This is a genomic window from Paenibacillus sp. MER TA 81-3 (assembly GCF_023713585.1).
Taxonomy (GTDB): Bacteria; Bacillota; Bacilli; order Paenibacillales; family Paenibacillaceae; genus Paenibacillus_B; species Paenibacillus_B profundus.
Window position 1 is genome coordinate 34,896 of record NZ_JAMAWB010000015.1, and the last position, 22,464, is coordinate 57,359.

General features: G+C 47.5%; 21 protein-coding genes. 15 read left to right on the plus strand and 6 right to left on the minus strand.

All coding sequences use genetic code 11. From position 1 onward, the window contains the following. Positions 1-108: 108 nt before the first annotated feature. Positions 109-1,545, minus strand: a complete 1,437-nt coding sequence (gene pdxR, locus M3650_RS20595; protein ID WP_019423345.1) for a MocR-like pyridoxine biosynthesis transcription factor PdxR — start codon at positions 1,543-1,545, stop codon at positions 109-111. A gap of 416 nt (positions 1,546-1,961) precedes the next feature. Here pdxR and M3650_RS20600 point away from each other — a divergent pair, with 416 nt between their 5' ends. The 4 genes from M3650_RS20600 to cydC are packed head-to-tail and all read left to right on the plus strand — an operon-like array spanning position 1,962 to position 7,852. Next, positions 1,962-3,365, plus strand: coding sequence for a cytochrome ubiquinol oxidase subunit I (locus tag M3650_RS20600; protein ID WP_251577362.1), 1,404 nt, complete (start codon positions 1,962-1,964; stop codon positions 3,363-3,365). Next, complete coding sequence (gene cydB, locus M3650_RS20605; RefSeq protein WP_251577364.1) at positions 3,349-4,365, plus strand: cytochrome d ubiquinol oxidase subunit II; 1,017 nt, start codon at positions 3,349-3,351, stop codon at positions 4,363-4,365. The genes M3650_RS20600 and cydB overlap by 17 nt, the downstream gene beginning before the upstream one ends. Then, a complete protein-coding gene (gene cydD / locus M3650_RS20610; protein ID WP_251577366.1) occupies positions 4,365-6,092 on the plus strand; it encodes a thiol reductant ABC exporter subunit CydD in 1,728 nt (575 codons plus the stop codon). Before cydB ends, cydD begins: the two co-directional genes overlap by 1 nt. Further along, positions 6,089-7,852: a thiol reductant ABC exporter subunit CydC gene (cydC, locus tag M3650_RS20615; protein ID WP_251577368.1), complete on the plus strand. Its 1,764-nt coding sequence runs from the start codon at positions 6,089-6,091 to the stop codon at positions 7,850-7,852. Before cydD ends, cydC begins: the two co-directional genes overlap by 4 nt. A gap of 101 nt (positions 7,853-7,953) precedes the next feature. On the opposite strand, the gene M3650_RS20620 is transcribed toward cydC, so the two are convergent. Then, positions 7,954-8,148 (minus strand): helix-turn-helix transcriptional regulator, encoded by a 195-nt coding sequence (locus M3650_RS20620; protein WP_087434763.1) that lies wholly within the window; start codon positions 8,146-8,148, stop codon positions 7,954-7,956. 35 nt (positions 8,149-8,183) lie between these two features. Beyond that, on the minus strand, positions 8,184-8,693 hold the full coding sequence (locus tag M3650_RS20625) for a DUF6773 family protein (protein ID WP_251577371.1): 510 nt from the start codon (positions 8,691-8,693) through the stop codon (positions 8,184-8,186). A 238-nt stretch (positions 8,694-8,931) separates the two neighbouring features. Here M3650_RS20625 and M3650_RS20630 point away from each other — a divergent pair, with 238 nt between their 5' ends. Beyond that, a complete protein-coding gene (locus M3650_RS20630) occupies positions 8,932-10,071 on the plus strand; it encodes a Fic family protein (RefSeq protein WP_483311771.1) in 1,140 nt (379 codons plus the stop codon). A gap of 120 nt (positions 10,072-10,191) precedes the next feature. On the opposite strand, the gene M3650_RS20635 is transcribed toward M3650_RS20630, so the two are convergent. Next, positions 10,192-10,899, minus strand: coding sequence for a DNA alkylation repair protein (locus M3650_RS20635; RefSeq protein ID WP_251577375.1), 708 nt, complete (start codon positions 10,897-10,899; stop codon positions 10,192-10,194). 432 nt (positions 10,900-11,331) lie between these two features. Here M3650_RS20635 and yedE point away from each other — a divergent pair, with 432 nt between their 5' ends. From yedE to M3650_RS20670, 7 genes are all read left to right on the plus strand, one after another. Then, positions 11,332-12,540, plus strand: coding sequence for a selenium metabolism membrane protein YedE/FdhT (gene yedE / locus M3650_RS20640; RefSeq protein WP_251577389.1), 1,209 nt, complete (start codon positions 11,332-11,334; stop codon positions 12,538-12,540). Then, positions 12,530-12,763 (plus strand): sulfurtransferase-like selenium metabolism protein YedF, encoded by a 234-nt coding sequence (gene yedF, locus M3650_RS20645; RefSeq protein WP_019423335.1) that lies wholly within the window; start codon positions 12,530-12,532, stop codon positions 12,761-12,763. Before yedE ends, yedF begins: the two co-directional genes overlap by 11 nt. Positions 12,764-13,134: 371 nt before the next feature. Next, positions 13,135-13,554 (plus strand): hypothetical protein, encoded by a 420-nt coding sequence (locus M3650_RS20650; protein ID WP_251577391.1) that lies wholly within the window; start codon positions 13,135-13,137, stop codon positions 13,552-13,554. Between the two features lie 122 nt (positions 13,555-13,676). Beyond that, a complete protein-coding gene (locus tag M3650_RS20655) occupies positions 13,677-14,369 on the plus strand; it encodes a response regulator transcription factor (protein ID WP_251577394.1) in 693 nt (230 codons plus the stop codon). Next, a complete protein-coding gene (locus tag M3650_RS20660; RefSeq protein WP_251577396.1) occupies positions 14,363-15,538 on the plus strand; it encodes a sensor histidine kinase in 1,176 nt (391 codons plus the stop codon). The genes M3650_RS20655 and M3650_RS20660 overlap by 7 nt, the downstream gene beginning before the upstream one ends. A gap of 87 nt (positions 15,539-15,625) precedes the next feature. Beyond that, positions 15,626-16,333, plus strand: a complete 708-nt coding sequence (gene rluF, locus M3650_RS20665) for a 23S rRNA pseudouridine(2604) synthase RluF (protein WP_251577398.1) — start codon at positions 15,626-15,628, stop codon at positions 16,331-16,333. A gap of 63 nt (positions 16,334-16,396) precedes the next feature. Next, a complete protein-coding gene (locus M3650_RS20670) occupies positions 16,397-16,762 on the plus strand; it encodes a hypothetical protein (protein WP_251577400.1) in 366 nt (121 codons plus the stop codon). A gap of 106 nt (positions 16,763-16,868) precedes the next feature. Here M3650_RS20670 and rlmN read toward each other — a convergent pair whose 3' ends face one another. Beyond that, complete coding sequence (gene rlmN / locus M3650_RS20675; protein WP_251577402.1) at positions 16,869-17,927, minus strand: dual-specificity RNA methyltransferase RlmN; 1,059 nt, start codon at positions 17,925-17,927, stop codon at positions 16,869-16,871. A gap of 330 nt (positions 17,928-18,257) precedes the next feature. On the opposite strand from rlmN, the gene M3650_RS20680 reads away from it, so the two are divergent. Beyond that, the gene (locus M3650_RS20680) at positions 18,258-19,205 is read left to right on the plus strand and encodes an alpha/beta hydrolase (protein ID WP_251577404.1); all 948 of its coding nucleotides are present in this window, start codon (positions 18,258-18,260) and stop codon (positions 19,203-19,205) included. 275 nt (positions 19,206-19,480) lie between these two features. Beyond that, a complete protein-coding gene (locus M3650_RS20685; protein WP_251577405.1) occupies positions 19,481-20,065 on the plus strand; it encodes an SUKH-3 domain-containing protein in 585 nt (194 codons plus the stop codon). Positions 20,066-20,216: 151 nt separating this feature from the next. On the opposite strand, the gene M3650_RS20690 is transcribed toward M3650_RS20685, so the two are convergent. Continuing rightward, positions 20,217-21,272 (minus strand): NAD(P)/FAD-dependent oxidoreductase, encoded by a 1,056-nt coding sequence (locus M3650_RS20690; RefSeq protein ID WP_251577407.1) that lies wholly within the window; start codon positions 21,270-21,272, stop codon positions 20,217-20,219. A gap of 210 nt (positions 21,273-21,482) precedes the next feature. Here M3650_RS20690 and M3650_RS20695 point away from each other — a divergent pair, with 210 nt between their 5' ends. Beyond that, entirely contained in the window at positions 21,483-22,406 is a 924-nt protein-coding gene (locus M3650_RS20695) for an iron-hydroxamate ABC transporter substrate-binding protein (protein WP_251577409.1), read from the plus strand. Positions 22,407-22,464: the final 58 nt, after the last annotated feature.

Below are 22,464 nucleotides of genomic sequence, written 5' to 3' on the forward strand. Positions count from 1 at the left end.
TGATCGCTGCAACCGAATTCATCGTCCCGGAGTGCTTGTGGATGCTTGATGAGGCAGCGTACAAAAAAAGCCTATGGAGTCGTATGAACCCATAGGCTTCCAAGCGATTCATTTAACTGCAGCGCGCAACGCTTGCGCGAATTTGGATATGCCCGGGCCGATCTCATCAGGCTGCGGCCGCGCATATGTAAAGCGAACATAGCCCGATTCCGAACCGTACACGCTTCCCGGAACAAAGACGACCCCCCGCTTCATGCCTTCCTCCAGCAGTCTGCCATCGTCGACGGGCCGCTTTATTTTGCACCACAGATGCAGCCCGCCTTGCGGCAGCGTATAGGATACCTCACCAGGCAGCTCGCGCTGCAAGGCATCAATGAGCAGATTCCGCTTATGCGACAGCTCCTGCCGCAGCCGTTGCAAATGCCGGTCAAAATGGTCCGAGGACAATAATTGCGCAGCAATGCGCTGCGGCAGCACGCTAAGTCCGAAATCCATCTGCTGTCTCTCGTCCGTAAGCCGGTTCACAACCGATTGCGGGGCGACCATCCAACCGATGCGCAAGCCCGACGCCACTGTTTTGGAGAGTGAACCGATATAGAGCACGGTGCTGTTGACATCAATCGACTTGAGCGATGGCGGCGGATTGCCCGCGAATGAAGTCAAGCTGAACGGATCATCCTCCACTACGGGAATTCCCAAATGCCCGCACACATCGAGCAGCCTCTCCCGGCGTGACGGATCAAGCACGCGGCCGGTCGGATTATGGTAATTCGGATTCACAAAGATCATGCGTATGTTATGTTCCCGGTACAACGATAGAATTCCCTCGGGACAGACACCCTTTTCGTCAACGGGTAGACGGAACAAGCGAAGGCCTGCCGAATGAAACATAGGCAATGAATAGTAATAGGACGGATCTTCGATCGCCACAGCATCGCCCGGGCTTAACAACCGCTGGGTAATCAAATACAGTGACTGATGAGATCCCGAGGTGATAAGGATCGAGGATTCCGTTGCCCGGATGCCGCGATACTGCTGCAAATAAGAGACCAGCGCTTGCCGCAGCGGAACATAGCCTTGCGGATTGTCATAGCCCAGATCCTCATGTAATGAATGCTCGCTCAAGAGCAGCCGAATGGCTTCATTGGGAGATAAGTCGGGAGACAGCTCGCCGCTTGCGAAGTCGATGAGCAGACGTCCCGTATCGAGTTCTTCCCGGATGGTCCGCAAGAAGGATTGGTTCGGCTGTACGACGGTGCCGCCTTCTAAATACTGAAGCCAATCCGGTGTTTGCTTGGGAGCCCCCCATTTATATTTGCTTACCCGCGTACCGCTTCCTACCATGCTTTCGATAATTCCCGATGCTCGCAATTCTTCATAGGCTTGAACGACGGTACTCCGATTTACGTTTATTTGTTCGGCGAATTTACGCTCCGAAGGGAGAATGCTGCCGGGCGGAAACTCCCCATAAAAAATTCTGCGCTCCATATATGCGGCAATCTGCTGATATAGCGCTTGTTTGCTAGAACGATCCGGTTGCCACATAGAAATCCACCTCTTAATTTACTTAGTCTGTGATTTTTATCACACGACTTAAGTATAACATCTCACTAAATTAGTCGGCGCAGGCCGATTTCATCGAAACCTTGTCAACTATGTGTCAGTGTGTTGAACATGGATGATTGACCTCTACATAAATGGATGGCGACACGGCATCCACTCTGCTCTATGATAATGCTGAAGCGATTCGCTGTGTAAAAATTCGGTTTAACGGCAGTGCCGAACCGAGCTGCGCCTAGGCAATGTAATGAAAAATGACGGTTAAGGTTACGTATAGTGACGTTCATATCATGTACAAGCGGCGCATCGTCATTCACACCATTACGTGAACCCATTCACGTAATGAGGCGCCGAAGGGCCTTAAAAACACACAGAACAGCATTCAGCTAAAGGAGGCCATTATGGATCAGGTTATTCTCGCGCGCATTCAATTTGCGTCCACTACGCTATTCCATTACATCTTCGTTCCGATGACGATTGGGCTGGCGTTCTTAATCGCGATATTGGAGACGCTCTACGTTGTGAAAGGCAAAGAAATATATAAACAAACCGCTAAATTTTGGAGTAAATTGTTCCTGATCAATTTTGCAGTCGGTGTCGTAACCGGCATCTTGCAGGAGTTCCAGTTCGGCATGAACTGGTCGAACTATTCCCGCTTCGTCGGGGACGTATTCGGACCTTCGCTGGCGATTGAAGGCTTGCTTGCCTTTTTTATGGAGTCCACGTTCATTGGCTTGTGGGTGTTCGGCTGGGACCGCTTATCGAAGCGCGTTCACCTCGCATGCATTTGGCTTGTATCGATAGGTACCGTCTTGTCAGCCTTTTGGATACTGACGGCCAATTCCTTCATGCATGCGCCAGTCGGCTATGTATTCCAGAACGGAAGGGCGGAAATGAGCGATTTCTTTGCGATTATCACCAATCCGCAGCTGTGGCTGCAATTTCCGCACACCTTATTTGCCGCCTTCGCTACCGGTGCGTTCTTTATGGCTGGCGTCAGCGCATGGAAGCTGCTGAAGCGGCAAAATCTCGAAATGTTCAAAAAATCGTTCCATGTATCGATTACGGTCGCCATGATATCCGCTCTGCTCGTTGCGATTATCGGACATCAGCAAGGTCAGCACCTCCTTACATCGCAGCCAATGAAGATGGCTGCGGCTGAAGCATTGTGGAACACGAGCGAGGATCCTGCGCCGTTCACCCTCTATGCCAATATCGATACGGTGAAAAAAGAAAATTCTTCCGAAATCAAAATTCCCTATATGCTGAGCATTTTATCGTTTAACAAGTTCAGCGGCAGTCTAGACGGCATGAACCAGATTCAGGCGCAGTACGAACAAAAATACGGGCCGGGTGACTACATTCCCTCGGTAAAAATGACCTTCTGGAGCTTCCGCACCATGGTTATAGCCGGCGGCCTCATGTGTTTGCTTGGCATCTACGGCATCGTGCTGGCCCGCACACGGAAGCTTGAACAACGGCCGTGGTTTTTGAAGCTGATGGTAGGCGCGATTGCATTCCCGTTTCTGGCCAATTCGGCGGGGTGGCTGATGGCCGAGATGGGACGCCAGCCTTGGGTCGTATTCGGAGTGATGCGGACCGAAGATGCCATTTCGCCTACGGTATCCGCAGGTGAGTTGCTCTTCTCGATTATTGCCTTTACGAGCATTTATGCGATTCTGGCCATTATCGATGCATGTCTGTTCGTGAAAGTGATTCGCAAAGACGCGGAGCAGGAAGAGGTTGAAGATTCCATTTCGCACGATCCGTTTGATAAGGAGGAAGCACATGCTCTCGCTAAATGAGTTATGGTTTATTCTCGTTTCTGTTCTATTTGTCGGTTTTTTCTTCCTTGAAGGCTTTGATTTCGGTGTAGGTATCGTATCGCGGTTTCTAGGCAAGAGCGACCAAGAGCGCCGTATCCTCATCAATACAATCGGCCCTTATTGGGATGCGAACGAAGTATGGCTCATTACGGCTGGCGGCGCTATGTTCGCCGCTTTTCCGGAATGGTACGCCACCTTATTCAGCGGCTTTTACATTCCGTTTGTCGTGCTGCTGCTAGCGCTTATCGCTCGCGGCGTTGCCTTTGAATTCAGAGGGAAGATGGATCACGGAATCTGGAAAAAGACATGGGATGCCGCCATTTTCATTGGAAGCCTGCTTCCGCCTTTCTTGTTCGGAGTCGTGTTCGCGAATCTCATCCGCGGCGTACCGATTGACAGCCATAAAGAGATGATCGGCAGCGTATTCGACCTGCTGAACGGCTACGCTCTCGCCGGGGGAGTGGCCGTCGTTCTGCTATGCATCCTGCACGGCCTCGTGTTTATCACGCTGCGCACCAACGGCGATCTGCGGGATCGGGCACGGAAGGCTGCCCGTGACATAGGTCCTGCCGTTGCGGCCGTCCTGCTCATATTTGCGGTAATGACCTATTTCAGCACCGACATTTACACCGTACATGGGGCGCAATGGATCGCATTGCCGGTTCTCGCAGGCGCAGCGCTTGTCCTGGCAGGCCTATTTATCAAGAAAAAACGCGACGGTTGGGCGTTTGCCATGACGGGCGCGGTCATCATTCTGTCCGTTGTCAGCATGTTCATCGGTTTGTTCCCGCGGGTGATGGTCAGCTCGATCAGTCCCGACTTTCACTTGACGATTTACAATGCAGCTTCCGGAGCGTATTCGTTAAAAGTGATGACGTATATTTCATTGACGATTCTCCCGTTCGTATTGGGCTATCAAATTTGGAGCTATTATGTGTTCCGCAAACGAATTGACGATAAAGAACATCTGGAGTATTGATGAAGAAAAGCAGAATGCCTCAATACAAAGGGATACAAGCGCTCTATGTAACGCTAAGCTGCATTTCATTATTGCAAAGTATATGTATTCTGCTCCAGGCAACCTTGTTGGCCCATATTATTTCTGATTTATTTCACGGGACGCCTGTGGAGGATTTGTATCTGGACCTTGCTTGCTTCTTGCTCGCCTTTCTCAGTCGAGGCGTACTCACATGGGTGCGGCAAAAGGTGTCTTACCGTTTTGCAGAGAAGACTGGCGCCGAGACGAGAAGGCGGTTGCTGGATAAGCTGTTCGAGCTGGGTCCGAGATTTGCCAGATCCGAAGGAACGGGCAAGCTGGTCACCTTGGCACTTGAAGGGATCGCTCAGCTGCGCATCTTTTTGGAGCTTTATCCGCCACGCATGGTGAGCACCGCTGTGTTGCCGCTCGTTATCGCTGGGTATGTTTTTTTCCAAGATGCCATCTCGGGCGTCATTCTGGTTGTGACCGTACCGATTATTATTATTTTCATGATTCTGTTAGGCCTTGCCGCCCAGAAACAGATGGATAAGCAGTGGGACTCGTACCGTATATTATCGAATCATTTTGTGGACACGCTGCGCGGGCTGGAGACCCTGAAATTTCTAGGACACAGCCGACGGCATCAAGCCTCGATCACCCGCGTCAGCGACCAGTACCGCTCGGCGACGGTCCGCACCCTGCGCGTAGCTTTTCTATCGAGCTTTGCGCTCGACTTTTTCACCAGCTTATCCGTCGCCTGTGTGGCGGTGGGACTCGGCTTGCGGCTCGTGGAAGGAAGCATGGCGTTAGCTCCGGCCCTGACTGTGCTTATCTTGGCGCCGGAGTACTTTCTGCCCGTACGTGAAGTCGGCTCGGATTACCATGCGACGCTGAACGGAAGGACTGCTGCGGACAACATTCAAGCGATACTGGATTACGATACGGTACAAGCTGCGACTGAACTGGACCGTTCATCGTCCTGGGGACCGGATAGCAGCCTGTCTTTGCACGGTGTTGATGTTAAGCACAGGCCAGCAGCTGTCTATTCGCTGCATGATGTATCCTTTGAGATTAAAGGCACCATGAAGGTCGGAATCGTAGGCGAAAGCGGCGCCGGCAAATCCACCTTAATCGATGTGCTGGGAGGGTTTCTGCACCCATCCAATGGCCGAATTCATTGGAATGAGCCTGAACTCCGATCGCTCGTGATGGAGCAATGGCATAAGCAGACGACCTACATTCCTCAGCATCCGTATATTTTTAACGACACCTTGGCGGAAAACATCCGATTCTACGTGCCAGATGCCAGCATGGATGCGGTCACACGAGCTGCAGCTGCGGCAGGTCTTGCAGAGCTGGCAGCCTCACTGCCCCATCAGTATGAAGAAACAATAGGCAACGGGGGCCGTACCCTCAGCGGGGGGCAGGAACAGCGTGTTGCCCTTGCCCGCGCTTTCTTGAGCGACCGTCCTGTCGTCTTATTAGATGAACCTACGGCCCATCTGGATATCGAAACCGAATATGAGCTGAAGCAGACGATGCTCCGGTTATTTGAAGACAAGCTGGTCTTCCTGGCTACGCATCGGCTGCATTGGATGCTGCACATGGATCAAATTATCGTTCTCGATCAAGGACGGGTAGCTGAGATTGGTACCCATGAATCCCTTATCCGGCAGAAGGGCATCTATTATGAACTGATTCGGTCGCAGAAGGAGGGGATACGATGAGAAAAGAGGGATGGCTTCGCCCTTATTTACGGCAGCATCGTTGGCGGTTAACGCTTGCCGCCGCGTTAGGCACCCTAGGCGTCTTATCCGCTGCGCTGCTTTTGTTCATCTCCGGTTATTTAATTTCAAAAGCGGCCCTGCGCCCCGAAAATATTTTGCTGCTCTTTGTTCCGATCGTAGCCGTACGTGCCATCAGCATCGGTCAAGCGGTCTTTCGTTACTTGGAGCGGCTTATCGGACATGATACCGTGCTGCGGATTCTCTCGGCCATGCGAGTGCGCCTATATCACATATTAGAGCCGCAAGCGCTGTTCATTCGTTCACGCTACCGGACTGGCGACATTCTCGGCGTGCTGTCCGACGATATCGAACATCTGCAGGACGTATACTTGCGCACGATATTTCCAAGCATCGTCTCTATGGTTATGTATGGCTTGTTCATTCTGACATTAGGCATGTTTCATTGGCAGTTCGCTATATTTATGGCGCTATACGCTGCGGTGCTCCTGTTTGCGCTTCCCCTCGTCTCCCTGTCCGTGACTCGCAAGAAGCACGTTCGCTTAACTCGTGGACGCAACCGTCTATACCGCAAGCTGACCGACGCGGTGCTCGGCATTAACGATTGGCTAGTGAGCGGGAGAAAGGCTGAATTTATCCAAGCGTATGAAACGAGCGAAAATGAGCTCACGCAGGTGGAACGACGTGTGCATGCCTGGGCGAGATGGCGAGAGTTGATCATTCAGTGCGTGACAGGCGCAGCCGTCGTATCGATGATCATATGGACCGGACACCAGTCGGCGGCGGAACACTTTTCCGTAACGGTCATTGCAGCGTTTGTGTTGTCTTCGCTAACGATCATGAACGCTTTCGCTCCAATGTCGGAGGCTGTAGAGAAAATACCGAAGTATCAAGACTCGCTGCGGCGCATTGCGGAAGTCGGGAACGATCCCGAATCCGAGAGCGGGCTTGCAGACATAACGGATCGGCAGACACAGAGTGTGGCGACAGCTTGGCGGCAGGTTCACCTGCGGCTCAATCATGTGTCCTTTCGTTATCCGGGTAGTGAGGACCGGATCTTGCAAGACATCTCGCTTGATATTCCCTCAGGGAAAAAGGTCGCTATAATCGGCCGCAGCGGCGCAGGAAAGTCGACTCTGCTGAAGTTGATCCAAGGAGCCATACAGCCTGAGCAGGGCACAATCACAGCGAACGGAACGGAGATTCATGAGCTGGAACATCACCTAACGCAGGTGGTCTCCGTGCTGAATCAGAATCCGCACTTGTTCGACACGACGGTGGCCAACAATATCCGTCTGGGGCGTCCTGACGCCTCAGAGCAGCAGGTTCAGGCTGCGGCTGCACAGGCCCAGCTGCATCCATTAATCGCCTCTCTGCCAGACGGCTACCATACACGGACCCATGAGATGGGACAACGCTTCTCCGGCGGGGAGCGCCAGCGCATAGCTCTCGCGCGCATCCTGCTGCAGGACAATCCGATCATCGTGCTGGATGAACCGACGGTCGGCTTGGATCCGCGGACAGAGAACGCGCTGTTATCGACCGTGTTTCAAGCCGTTCAAGGCAAGACGCTACTTTGGATTACACACCATTTAGCCGGTGTGGAGCAGATGGACGAAGTAATCTTCCTGGAAAACGGTGGAGTTGCTATGTCCGGTTCACATGCGCAGCTGATGGAGCAAAGTGCGCGCTACCGCGAGTTGTATGCTCTTGATGCAGTCCCATCCTTATCGCAAGTATAGAGCTCACTCATATTTACGGCGTGATCAGAACAGGCCATCCCTTCATAGGATGGCCTTAATTATATCTTCCGCTCCATGTTCAAATTCATGAACCCCCCCGCTTATTCCTCCCAAAACAAATCATTCAACGTCTTCGATAGCGCCTTGCAAATCGCAACGCATAAGCTCAAGCTGGGATTATATTTGCCAAGCTCGATTAATCCTATAGTCTGTCTCGACACTCCCACAAGCTGGGCCAGTTCTTCCTGCGACAAGTCTTTTTCCACCCTAGCCAGCTTTAATCTCATATTTTTCATCCCCGAATCACCTCACCCGCCTCTATCCGTTTCTCTTATTCATCTAAATCTTCTGCGGCTGCCGCTTTACTGGCCTTATTGGCCAATGCATGCCCAAGTGCCATAATGCCGACGAAAAGCGGGATATATATCATCAACGAGGCGAAAAACACGATCGTGAAATACCACCAAGATTGCGAACCGCCATCTCCATAAGCGACTGCGCTTCGTATGCCAAAGAACAAAGCTAGTGCCAAGCCGAATCCTAGACCGATAAGAACATTTTTCAAGCTGAATGGCAGCTTGCTCGTTCGATCATGCATCTCCACTTCGTCTGAATACAGACCCAAGAACGCCGATCTAATTCCGTAGTACAGTGACGAGGACAATAGAACGATGATTTCGGTTGCGACAGCACCTATGTTTGGCCCATAAAGGATGTGCTTCACGATTACGGACAGACAACATATGAGCACTACGAATACGTAGGCTTCTTTATAAATTTTGTTGCGCATATTTACTATTCTTTCATCCACCAGCCTATTCTTGCCTTGCAACCATTTCATTTTCCATCCACTCCTCAGTATGAATCCCTCAGTAACTCTGCTAATAATGTATAATAAACGATTCTAAATGTCAAATATATATTGCATTTAAATGATTATAAATGTCTTTTTGTCATATGTCCATATAGTTGGTTTAATAGTATTATTTTATGTACATAATAAGTGTAATTCAATATAATAAAATGTAATGGCAACCCTTGATTCTACTGAACTTTTAAGTGTAATAGGCGGTGTAAAAATGACTTATAGTTTTTCTTATGAGCACTTTATATATGAGGAAGATAAAATGGTCTTTCGTCCTAATCTAAATCTCTTTGATTACGATATACAACAGCTAATATTAGAGGCGGAGAGAAATATTGGCGCACTAGCCAGGCTTGGCTTAAAAAGCCATCCTTTAAAGCCCACCATTTTACGAAATTCTTTAGTCAGAACAGCACACTTTACAACAAAAATAGAACAAAATAAGTTGGAGTTCAAAGAGGTCGAACAAGTTTATCAAAGCTATAAAAAGAATCCGCTAACCATAAAACAAAAGGCCCAACTGGAAGTGAAAAACGTATTTGAAACTTCTGAATATATTTATAGTTTAGACCCCAACAAAGATTTTTCAGATATGGATGAACCTGTACTCAAGAAAATTCAACAGACACTCGTGCAAAACTTAACTGGCTATCCTGATGGATACAGGAATATTCCTGTTGCTCTTCAAGATAGTGACGGGCAAGTTAGTTATCAACCTCCAGCATGTAATGAAATTTCCCTTCTTATGCGGGCATATTTCTCTTGGCTCTTTACGAGTGTGACCGGATTGTCGAATCCCTACGAGACCAACGTAGTTTCTGAAAAAAAGGTGCATCCTCTTATTATTTCCGGAATTACCCACCATTTAATAGGGTATGTCCATCCCTTTCCAGATGGAAACGGAGGAACAGCTAGAGCATTTTCTACATTGGTTGGCTTAATTCATGATGACCTATCCACGATCAAGGATGCCTTCAGTGTAGAAGAATACTTTGATAAAAGAATAGAGGATTACTATGATACACTTATGACTGCTACTCAAGGAGACCTAAAACCATTCATCGTGTTCTATCTCGAGTGTGTCATTGCATCGCTTACTAAGGTGCTAAAAGAACTGCAACGTTACGATAGAATTAAGTATATTAGAGAGCTGCTTGGTAAAGGCCATGCAAAAACGATGTTTGAGTTAATAGCCAGAATGGAAGACGGCGAGATATTCCACAGACAACTGTTTGATGAGACATTGGATGCTTCACCATCAAGCATTGCCAAAAATATATCGAAACTCAAAGATTTAGGGGTTATTATACCCGGGGAAAATCGCGGAGAATATATCATTTCAATTGTGGATTAATATACAGGGGCGGTACGAACAGAATTGCTTTTGAAAATGAGGCATTCCTAGAAGGAGTGCCTTTTGTTCTGCTTCGTCCCAAATAGGGAAACAGACTCGTCTTGGATAGAGCTTGGCTCCTTAACAAATACAGGTCTTTTTCTTCACGCCGATCTTCCCGCGTGCATCAATCTTTTCGATGTAGGCTCTCGCCTCGGGCACTTTACATGCGGTAGGCCCCACGTTGACATGCACCTTCCCGATTGCATCGGCGACTCGTATCGCCTCATCATGCAAAGCACGAATATATGCGCCTGTTGCAATAACAAAAGCATTCATTTTATAGCGCACACGGTTTCTTTCTGTATGAATCGTTGTCTCGATTTGGCGCAGCAGACGGCGTATTTCATCGATATCCAATTGTTCGTCCGGGGTGATTGATATGTAGTTGCCGTATGTGCTCCAGCCGCAGGTGGCAATCAGCTCATCGCTTGAATCCATCCATTCCCTTGCCAGCTCCAGAGCAAAAGGGCTCTCTGCGGCTACTCCGGCTACCGTAGTTTCTGTGTGCATCGACCAGTTCGCCTTGTTCGCCCAGTCTTGAAGCGTTTCTTTCGTCATCGTTCTCGGATTGACGGACAGACCTGCCAAATACATGGCATCGCTATTTCCGGTGTCGTATAGAGCCCGTACAAGATTCTGGTCCTTCTTCACATCTTTAACCAGCTTTTTCAGGTCGCCAATCTTCACACCGTATAGGGGCTCTGTCGCTCCGTGACGGATAAAAGTCCGCTTGGTCTGCTCCGAACCCAACGCTTCAAGCTTGCTCATCACTTCTTCCAAGGTCATCACCGCACCCCTTTCGCTATCCTATAACATTACGGCACCGGTATCGTAAACTCAAGTTCGGGGATATACTCTTTTTCGCGTTTATTATTCTCCACCGTTCTCATGATATACGGTTTGACCGTCAATGATTTCGGTTTGGTGCATAGTCCCCTTTCTGTGCAACCATCCGTATGAATCTCCCTTCAGTTCATAGTTTCATACATTAGATCCCGAATTATCGAAAAAGGTTACATCGTGATTTATTCAACCGCTCGCTCTCTCCCCTTGTCCTCTAAAGTCGAGAGTTAAGTCCTTTTAAGAGAATTCCCCCACACACATGCTGATTGTAGTAAAATGGAGGATGGCATTTTCACTTACGTATATATAAGGAGTGTTCTGCCGCATACAAACCGATCAAGGAATGCATTTTGAAGGATTGAAGGGGTAAGAAAAATGAAACACATGTTAGGGAAACTGTTCACCAATTATTGGAGCCCCTATGCCGCGATGGGGATTGCAGGCGTTCTGAGTGCTCTATATTTCGGAATTACCGGAACCGTATGGGCCGTAACCGGCGAATTCACTCGTCTGGGAGGTCATGTTTTACAGCATTTCGGCGTGGATATTTCAGATTGGGACTATTACGGTTTGATTCATATGGACGGGACTACATTCAGCAGAACAGACGGCTGGATCGTCTGGGGCATGTTCATTGGCGCCTTGATTATGATTTTGATCAGCAATAATTTCAAAATAAGAGTTCCGAAACAAAAGCGCCGCTTGCTGCAAGGGCTGATTGGCGGATTCATCGCGGGTGTTGGCGCCCGTTTGGCTCTAGGCTGCAATCTGGCTGCCTTTTTCACTGGCGTGCCTCAATTTTCATTTCATTCTTGGATATTTATGATCGCCACCGCAATCGGTACTTATGCGGGTGTTAAAATCGTAAATACAAGATGGTGGAAGGGCAAGCCTGTCCTGCAAAAAGGCAATATGGCGCAAAGCGCTGCCAAAACAAGAAAGATTCAACCCATTGCAGGTGCCGTCATTGCGTTATTGTATACGGGCCTTATCGTTTACTTTTTCATCTCGGGCCGCACGATGTTGGGAGTAGCTGCTCTATTCGGGGCCGCGTTCGGCATTTTGATTGAAAGAGGGCAAATTTGCTTTACATCTGCGTTCCGCGATCTGTGGATTAGCGGCCGGGCCACCATGACGAAAGCAATCACGGTCGGCATGGCCATTAGTTCCGTGGCGACACTGCTTATCATCTTGATTTACGGCTTGGAGCCGATTACCAAAATCGCCGCGCCGAGCACATTTGTCGGCGGCGTGCTGTTCGGCATCGGCATCGTACTGGCCGGCGGCTGCGAGACAGGCATGATGTACCGGCTGATGGAAGGGCAAATCGTCTTTTTACCCGTGTTTATCGGCAACATCATCGGTGCCACGGCCCTCGCCTATGCGTGGGATCATCTCGGTGTCTATAACGTTCTCGTACAGAGCGGATCCAAAATCAATTTGCTCACGATAATGGGGCCTGCCGGCGCGCTGGCGGTGACGCTGATCCTGTTAGGAATCGGATATGCCATCGCGGTATACTGGCAAAAAAACTACCGCTTCGGCGTTGGATTCAAGAAAGGGGACTATAAAAATGTCAGTTGAAGTTGATTTCACGTTGGACCTTAGAGGGGAACCTTGTCCATACCCGGTTATTTATACGTTGGAAACATTGCGCGACATGAAGAAGGGGCAGCTGCTGCAGGTCATTGCCGACTGTCCGGCGGCCTTCCGCAACGTGCCGGAAGAAGTCGTTAAGCACGGCTATACGCTCGCACAGGAACCTGTCAAAAACGGGCAGGATTTAATATTTTATATTCAGGCGTAAAAACACTCAAAGGATTAGGCACGCGAAATTCGCGACCTAATCCTTTTTTCTTATTGCGGATTCAACAAGAAGGCTCCCCAACCAGCTTCCACTCACTCTCGGTCAGCAAAAACAATCGTCTCCAACTGCATTTATACCGTAATGCGGCTTCTGAATGAGTGGGAGAGTGGAGAAAAGGACTTGGCGGCATATCGTAAACGGCTATTCTATCAGTAATTTTAAAATATGATAAAATAAGGTTAAAATGAAAGAAAAAATAATTTCTATACCCTTAAAAACTAACCTTTATCTAACCGTCCTCCCTGTAAACTGAAGTCACAGTTGCAAGTCATACACCAAAACAATTAAAGCTAACTACAGGAGGAATTACGATGAAAAAGGTTACGATGTTAAAAACAGGATTAATGGTTGCCGCAATGGTGGCCGCACTGCCGCTTAGCGCTTTTGCAGCAACTGGGGTTCCCGTGGCAAAGGCAGATTCCAAAATAATTAAAATGGAATCATTGGATGCAATTAAGGCCACTCACCAACTGACCAATAAGGAACAAATTCAAGTAAAGAAACAAATCACCGAAAAAATTAAAAATCTGAAGCTTGATCAAAAAACGGAAAAGAAATTGAACCAAACGATTGCAGATCTTAGTCTTGAGCAACAAATCATTGAAACGGAAGCGCTAGGCGATGTGAAAGTTGAATACCATACTTCTCCCGCTGACAAGAATGCCGCTCAGCAATTGAAACTGAAAGACGGTCAAGTTTTACTAAAAAAAGAAATTGTAGAAAACAAATAAATCTTATATAAGCCATTTCGTTCAAGAAAATCATCTTCTTGCAACTGTATGATGCAGCAGCCAAGCAGCCAGTAAGCATGGCTGCTTGGTCATGTTCGTGGCACACAAGGAGTGAAAGCGCAATGAAGCTATTATTGGTCGAGGACGAGTCCATACTCTCGAACATCATAGCCAAAGGACTTAAAAAATGCGGCTATGCGGTGGACAGGGCGATGGACGGCGAAGAAGCCATCGAGCTGCATGAAATCAATCAGTATGATTTAATTGTTCTGGATTTAAATATACCTAAAATAGACGGCATGGAGGTGCTGAAAAAAATTCGGGACGAGAACAAAGAAATCAATATATTGATTCTTTCGGCCCGCTCCGAAATCGAAGATCGCATTACCGGATTGGATTCTGGCGCAAATGATTACCTGATTAAACCCTTTGATTTTAAAGAGCTGGAAGCGAGAATCCGCAATTTGCTGTGGCGCTCCTTCGTACAGCAGGATGCCGTTCTGACTTGCGGCCCTATAAGCGTCGATACGGCCCAAAAGTGTGTGTATGTCAACGAGCGGCTTGTTGAGTTGACCAAAAAGGAATACTCCCTGCTCCAGTATCTCACGATGAACAAGAACAGTGTAATCAGCGCCGAGCAGCTGATTGAACATACATGGGACAGCGACACGGACTTATTTTCCAATTCGCTTAAGTTTCATATTTATTCTTTGAAGAAAAAGCTTGCCGAAGTGTCAGGAGAGAAGGATGTAATTAGAAACATAAGAGGACAGGGATACTTTATATCTGATTCTGCGGGGGGAGCACGATGTTAAATAAACTATCTTTGCGTATGCGGTTGACGCTGCTTACCGGGTGTATTGTCATTCTTACCGCCGTTTGTTTAACCTTGACTTCCATCCACAATGCGGACAGCAAGTTTGTGCGGCCCAACGTTCAAAATGCAGTCACCATGAATAAAATGGTGCCACTGAATTCCAGCGCAACGCTAGGCCATGAAGCCTGGACTCGACCAGCTGCGAATGGGGAAGAAACGAGTAATATATCAGTCGAGATAAGAACTATCGAGGCCAAAGAGCAGTTTGTCGATGCCAGTGTCATTTATATGATGATCATCATTATCCTGGGAATGGCTGCAGCCTATGTAATCTCGGGCAGAGCTCTAAAGCCGGTTAATCAACTCAGCAAAACGATTAAAAACATCAACGAGCATAATTTATCCCATCGCATTGACCATATTCAGACAAAGGATGAAATCGGCAGTCTGGCCGGCTCCTTCAATACGATGCTGAACAGACTGGATGAGTCCTTCGCCAGACAGAAAAGATTCGCCGCCAATGCGGCCCACGAGCTTAAAACACCGCTTACGACCATAAAAGCGGGAATTCAAGTGCTGAAATTGGACAAATCCCCTTCTATCGAAGACTATAAAGAAAATGTGGACATTACGGAATTAAGCACGCAACGGCTGATCGATGTCGTGGATGACTTATTGAAGCTGACTTCGGAGAAAAAGGAGAAGTTTGCGGATACGATTGCTCTATCCGACACGTTCCAACATATTGCGCAGGAGTTAGAACCGATGACCCGGCAAAAAAATATTCAAATACAAGTAGTAGAATGTAATCATTCTATATTCGGCAATCAGACTCTTGTATATAGGGCCTTGTTCAATCTGCTAGAAAACGCGGTGAAATACAATAAGCACGGCGGCAAAGTTCAAATAGCCGTTTCACTGCGCGGATATAATACGATCATCCACATTTCCGATACAGGCATAGGTATTCCGAATGAAGAGCTCCCGCATATATTTGAACCTTTTTATCGTATTGATAAATCACGCTCACGCGACATCGGCGGTTCCGGATTAGGGCTTTCCATCGTGAAAACAATTATTGAAAAACACAATGGCAATATTGCCGTGCAAAGCGATCCAGGCGTTGGTACGACATTTGATGTGTTATTTCCAAGTCAACACAAGTAAACCGCCTTATACATTGATTTCATATATAAAAACTTGGTACATTAATATCGTCCAGACATAAATATTACAATCAAAGGTGTGTATAGGGTGCGAATAAATAAATACATTAGCGAATCCGGCATAACGTCCAGACGAGAGGCAGACAAATGGATAGCCGCTCGAAGAGTGACAATTAATGGAATCATAGCCGAGTTAGGGAGTCAAGTAGAACCAGGGGACGATGTTCGCGTTGACAACAAACCCATTATAGCGGAACAAAAACATGTCTATATTGTGCTCAATAAGCCAGTAGGCATTACCAGCACAACGGAACGCCATGTGAAGGGGAACATTGTTGATTTCGTCAATCATCCGCTGCGGATTTTTCATATAGGGCGACTGGATAAAGACTCGGAAGGCTTAATCCTGCTGACGAACGACGGCGACATCGTCAACAAAATTTTGCGCTCCGAAAACAAGCATGAAAAAGAATATATCGTAACCGTCGACAAGAAGCTCACTCCTTGGTTTTTGGACTCAATGGCTGCGGGTGTGGAAATTTTGGGCACGAAGACTCTTCCTTGTAAAATTACCAACATGACCAATTTTGTTTTTAAAATCACGCTCACCCAAGGACTAAATCGCCAAATTCGCCGCATGTGCTCCGCCCTCGGCTATGAGGTGCGCCGTCTGCAGCGAATCCGGATCATGAACATTCACTTGCAAGGTCTGCCCGTGGGCCATTGGCGGGACCTGACCAAAGAAGAACAGAATCAATTGTTTAAAGATCTCAACTACAAGCCGAAGCAACCTTAGACAACTTGGATATTACGTTCACAGCGCCGCACAGGTCCAGAAGACTGGCCACGATGCGATTAGGTGGTGCGGCGCTCACGAGCCTTCCCCTGTTCTCAGAACCTCCATAAGCTCACCCTTGCTTGGCCGGTTACTTTACCGGTCTGTTTGCTTGCGTTCGAGTTTGTATTGGTTAATCCGTCGCCAGATATCCATAAGCTGCGTATCGAATATGGGATCAATTTTGTCAAAGCAAACGGCACGACCTTCAGAAAACTATTTAAGATTACCGAGAACACTTATAAAAACGGTGAGGTGGCGTTTCACAGAACGCATTCCTTTAAAGACCTTTCAACGAGAACTCACTATGAGGGGCAGCATCGTATCTTTATTGCGATCAATGGACGGGAAATGGCCGAAGCTTATCTTCAATTGAATGCAAGCAACTGACAGCAGGGCTCAGATTAAGAGACAGTAACCCCGAGAAAAACAGAGCAAAAGAAGCATCAAGAATTTGAAAGGTTCTTTGATGCTTCTTTCCAACGTGCCATCCCGTTTACGATACCCGGATCTGTTTGCTTCTTAGCTGGCCGCAGGCGGCATCGATATCCGTTCCATGTTCAAGGCGGACACTGCTATTGATGCCATGCTGCTTCAATATGTCATAGAATTCCCGCACCGATTGCGGCTCGCTTCTCTGATATTGACTGTGTTCATCCACAGGGTTATATGGAATTAAATTAACGCTTGCGAGATGCCGCATATCCCGAATCAGATCAACAAGCTCAATGGCATGTTCCTTGCGGTCATTCACACCCTTAAGCAGTATATATTCCAGCGTCACTCTGCGCTTCGTCTTGTCCAAGTAGTACTGAATGGCCTGCATTAACTTCTCGATTGGAATGGCGCGGTTTATTTTCATGATTCGCGTGCGGAGCTCGTTATTGGGCGCATGCAAGGAAATCGCTAGATTGACCTGCAGATTCATATCGGTAAATTCGTAGATCTTATCCGCAAGGCCGCTCGTGGATACCGTGATGCGTCTTGGACCAATCGCCAATCCTTTGTGATCCTTGATGACATTGATGAAGTCTACCAAGTTATTGAAGTTATCGAACGGCTCTCCAATGCCCATCACCACAACGTGACTCACTTTTTCGTCTTGCTTCGCTTCATCCAGATGCAATTGGACCTGCATAATCTGCTCCACGATTTCGCCGCTGATTAAATCCCGGCTCTTCGCCAACAGCCCGCTTGCGCAGAAGCTGCACCCGATATTGCAGCCAACTTGCGTGGTGACACATACGGATAGTCCGTATTTATGTCTCATCAATACCGTTTCAATCAGATTGCCATCCTGCAGCTTGAACAGGAACTTAATCGTTCCATCCGCCGATTCTTGCTTCACGTGCTCGTCCATCGTCCTGATGGCAAAATGTTCAGCCAATAATTCGATGCAATCTTGATTGACATCGCTCATTTCCGAGAAACTCGTTACCCGCTTTCTATAAAGCCAATCCCAGACTTGCGCTGCCCGAAACTTTTTATGCCCATATTGAGCCAACCATGCCGTCAGTTGCTCCATTGTTAATCCATAAATGGATTCCTTATTCATTCCGATATCCTCATTTCACAAACGTTATCACTCTGCCCTATTATACTAAAGCTGGCGCAGCACACAATCTGTTTATTATTCTCCTTCTTATTAAATATATACAAGGGGGAGGAAACAGTCATGTTCCTTTGCCTCATTGCAATATGCATCTGGATGCAGCGAGTTCCGGGAACTGGTCACGCTGCAAAAAAATACGGTATACTTAGCACAGAAAGGACAGGCTTTGTCCAATGTGGAATCTATGCTCTTCATAACAACAGGTAACAAACTGGCATATTCTTTCCTTAACAGCCATAGAAGCACGCACCTACATGAAGGGAGAGGATATTATTGAAAAAAAGATTGTTGATCGTGTCCATTACCATTCTAGCACTGCTATTGATTGTCATCACGTCTGCTAGCTTTTATTTCTACCACGTCGCCATTGCACGCGCCGAAAAGAGCTTCTTGAAAGGCAATCCCGATCTGGCGGTTAGCGCGAGCGTCGCGAATCCGTTCGATGACAATGAAGAGTGGTGGGGGAAACAAGCTTTTACGGAATGGAGCATGACTTCCAACGATGGGCTTAAGCTGCACGCCTACTATCTGGCGGCCGCTCAACAGACGGACAAAACCGTAATTATCGCCCACGGATACTCCGGACATGCCGAACAGATGGGCCATTTGGCTCAAATGTACAGGGATGTGCTAGGCTATAACGTACTTCTACCGGACGCCCGCGGACATGGGAAGAGCGAAGGGAATTATATCGGATTCGGTTGGCCGGAACGCAAGGATTATGTCAAATGGATCGACAAAGTCATTGAACATACAGGCGACCAAGCGCAAATCGTCCTTCATGGCGTGTCCATGGGAGGGGCGACGGTCATGATGACCAGCGGCGAGGACCTGCCTCCTAACGTCAAAGCGATCGTGGAGGATTGCGGGTATACATCGGTTACAGATGAGCTGACTTACCAGCTGCAACGAATGTATCATCTCCCGTCTGTTCCGATCGTCCAAACGACCAGTCTGCTGACCAAAATTCGGGCGGGGTACTCTTTCGGAGAAGCTTCGGCCTTGGAGCAAATAAAAAAATCGAAAACGCCGATGCTGTTTATTCACGGCGGCGCGGATTTGTTCGTGCCGACCGAAATGGTTTACGAATTGTACGAGAACGGTCCTGCGCAGAAAAAAATGTTGATCGTGCCCGGCGCGGGTCACGGTATGGCCAGACAAACCGATCCGGAAGGATATGACCGTGAGGTAGCCCAATTTATCGGAATGTATGTGAAGTAAATGAGCAATAAATAAACTTTGAGATCGGCCCAAGGGCCGATTTTTTGTTACAAGTATCCCCCTCTACAAAGGGCAGTACATGGTTTAAACGGTACGATTGATAATACAACAAGCTATTCATGCACGAGTTTCTTGGACTGAAACATACCACTATTTTGTGCTATATTATCCATAATAGATAATTTCAAAATTATAATGTATACTCCCTTAAAATATAGCTGTGAAATCTTCGCTTTTGTAGTTTATTTTTTATTTTATAAGGCAGGAATGATTGGATGAAGCAGGGTGAAAAGGAACTCACCAGACAAGAACAAATGGTATTGTTGCTGAAAAAAGCAGGCTGGTATGAGGGCAGACACGTTGATATTTCATGCTTTGAGTTACGCTGCAGAGAAGAGGGCACGGATCTCTTCGACAGTGCGAAGAAGTTTCTTCAAGAGTTCTCGGGCATAGATGATATGGTTTTTTTTAAATACCATCATGACATACCCGACAGCCAGTGTGCTGATTCATGGTATGATTACACGTTTAATTTTCTTCCAAACGCACTTGAAGAAATTTCATATCCCGGGGACTATCAAGAAATTTTGACTTTTGCACAGGAGGACTGCTTCTGCTTGGGGGAATCAGGATATTACTATCCTGCCGTTGCAGCTATTGGACGCTCTGGGAAGCTGTATTTTAAACATGACTATGAGAACGTTGTCCGTGTCTTTGACACACTAGTCCAGAGCATGGAGCATGAGTTGGAGAATCATGATATCGTAATCTCATCTTTGTATGAGAAAAACGAAGTTTTGCTTCCAACGTTATGGGGCAATAAACTATTTCCCGTCAAACGTCAAAATCCTTTTTCGTAACTGTTTGTCCCCATATCCTGATCAGGCTTGAGTTGAACAGACGAACTGAACTCATGTTATACTTGCAAAATAAAAATAAATAACGTCAACAAGCGAGACGCTCCACAAGCCCAGAACGGGGACATGGAAGCGTCTCGCTTTCGTCTTGCCATCATTTTATCATTTGTTTCACGAGTTGGCGGTTGCGTTCTTTGAACAAATCATTATGGGAGGACACCATTCCGTAGCCATTGGCATCCGGCTGGATGAATTGCTTCGCCTTGTTCACTGCGTTGGCCGCATCCTGGAAGGCCCCTGCGATCAAGTGCAGCTTCCCGTCATAATGCAAAATATCGCCCGCCGCATACAGCCCGGGAATGGACGATTCGCTGCTTGCATTCCCTGCCACGTAAAAGTCATCCACCTGCTCGATCTTCAATTCGCTATTCCCGATTAGGCTCGAATCCCGTTCATAGCCATGGTTAATAATCACTTCGTCAATCGGCAAAGTTGTTACCTCGCCAGTTGCCTGATTAGTCAGCTCTACACGTTCAATAACCTCGTGATTGTCAGAAGCAATCAGCTTCGTAATGGATGAATTGAAGTGGCACACGATAGAGCTGTTCATCAGCTGCGTGATTGTCGCTTCATGACCGGATAGGGATTCCTTATCCTTGCGATAGGTCAAATACACCTGCTTCGCAATCGGCTCCAACTCATTCGCCCAATCAATGGCCGAATTGCCCCCGCCGGAAATCACAACCGTCTTATCCTTGAATTGCTGCAGAGACTTCACCGTATAATTCAAGTTGGACACTTCAAAGCGTTCCGCGCCCTCGATGTCCAATTTCTGCGGATTTAATATCCCGCCTCCAACCGCAACGACGACTGTCTTTGAATAATGCTTCCGGCCCGAAGCCGCGTGCAGCACAAATATGCCTTCCTCGTTCCGCGAGATCGACTCCACCTTTTCATTCAACACGACTTCCGGGTCAAATGTTAACCCCTGTGCGGTAATCTGTTCTATTAATTGGGCTCCGGGTACGGGGGTCAGGCCGCCCACGTCCCAGATCATTTTCTCAGGATAGACATGAACTTTACCGCCCAGACGAGGCTGGTACTCAATCAGCTTCGTTTTCATTTCCCGTAGTCCACTATAGAAAGCGGAGAACAGCCCTGCCGGACCTCCACCAATGATCGTGACATCAAATAGTTGTTCCTGATCCAATCGTGTTCACTCCTTGGATTTATATTGTTAATGATTATCATTATCAATATAAGCGTTTTCCTCATTTTTTACAACAAGAAAACTATTGACACGAGAAAAAGAGATCTTTATTATATGGAATGAAATCGAGGTTGATAATCATTATCATTTACCTTTGAAACTATAAACCAATGTGTGCCACACACCATTCAGTAAAAGGAGCATACCCACATGAAAAAGCTATTTATTCCTTTCATGCTCATTTTCGTGCTTATGATTAACGCATGCAGCAACGGGCCAGCAGATAACAAGGACAACTCTGCTGCCAAGGACAGCACATCAGGCACGATCACATATCAGTCGGAAAATGGCCCCGTTGAGGTGCCTGCCGATCCGCAGCGCGTTGTCGTACTGTCTTCCTTTGCCGGCAACGTCATGGCGCTGAACGTCAATCTTGCCGGTGTAGACTCTTGGTCCAAGATGAATCCACGTTTCCAAGATAAATTAAAAGATGTGGCCGAAGTATCGGATGAGAACTTGGAAAAAATCATAGAGCTGCAGCCTGACCTAATCATCGGTTTGTCCTCCATCAAGAACGTGGACAAATTGAAGCAACTTGCGCCTACGGTAACGTTCACCTACGGAAAAGTAGACTACCTGACGCAGCACTTGGAAATCGGGAAGCTGTTGAACAAGGAAAAAGAAGCGCAAGCGTGGATCGATGATTTCAAAAAACGCGCTGGGCAAGCCGGAAAAGATATTAAAGCCAAAATCGGCGAAAACGCAACCGTGTCTGTCATCGAGAACTTTGACAAGCAGATTTATGTGTTCGGCAATAACTGGGGCCGCGGCACCGAAATTTTGTACCAGGAAATGAAGCTGAAGATGCCTGACAAAGTGAAGGAAATGGCGCTGAAAGATGGCTACTACGCTCTATCGCTAGAAGTTCTTCCACAGTTCGCCGGTGACTATTTGATTTTCAGCAAAAACAAAGATACGGACAATTCTTTCCAGAAAACCGATACGTACAGGAATATTCCTGCGGTGAAAAACAACCGCGTGTTCGAAGTCAATGCGAAAGAGTTCTACTTTAACGACCCAGTCACGTTGGATTTCCAATTGGACTTCTTTATCAAAAGCTTTCTGGGCCAGTAACAGTAATGGGAGGAGGAATTCTTAGATCTAAGAATTCCTTTTCCTGTATTCTATAACG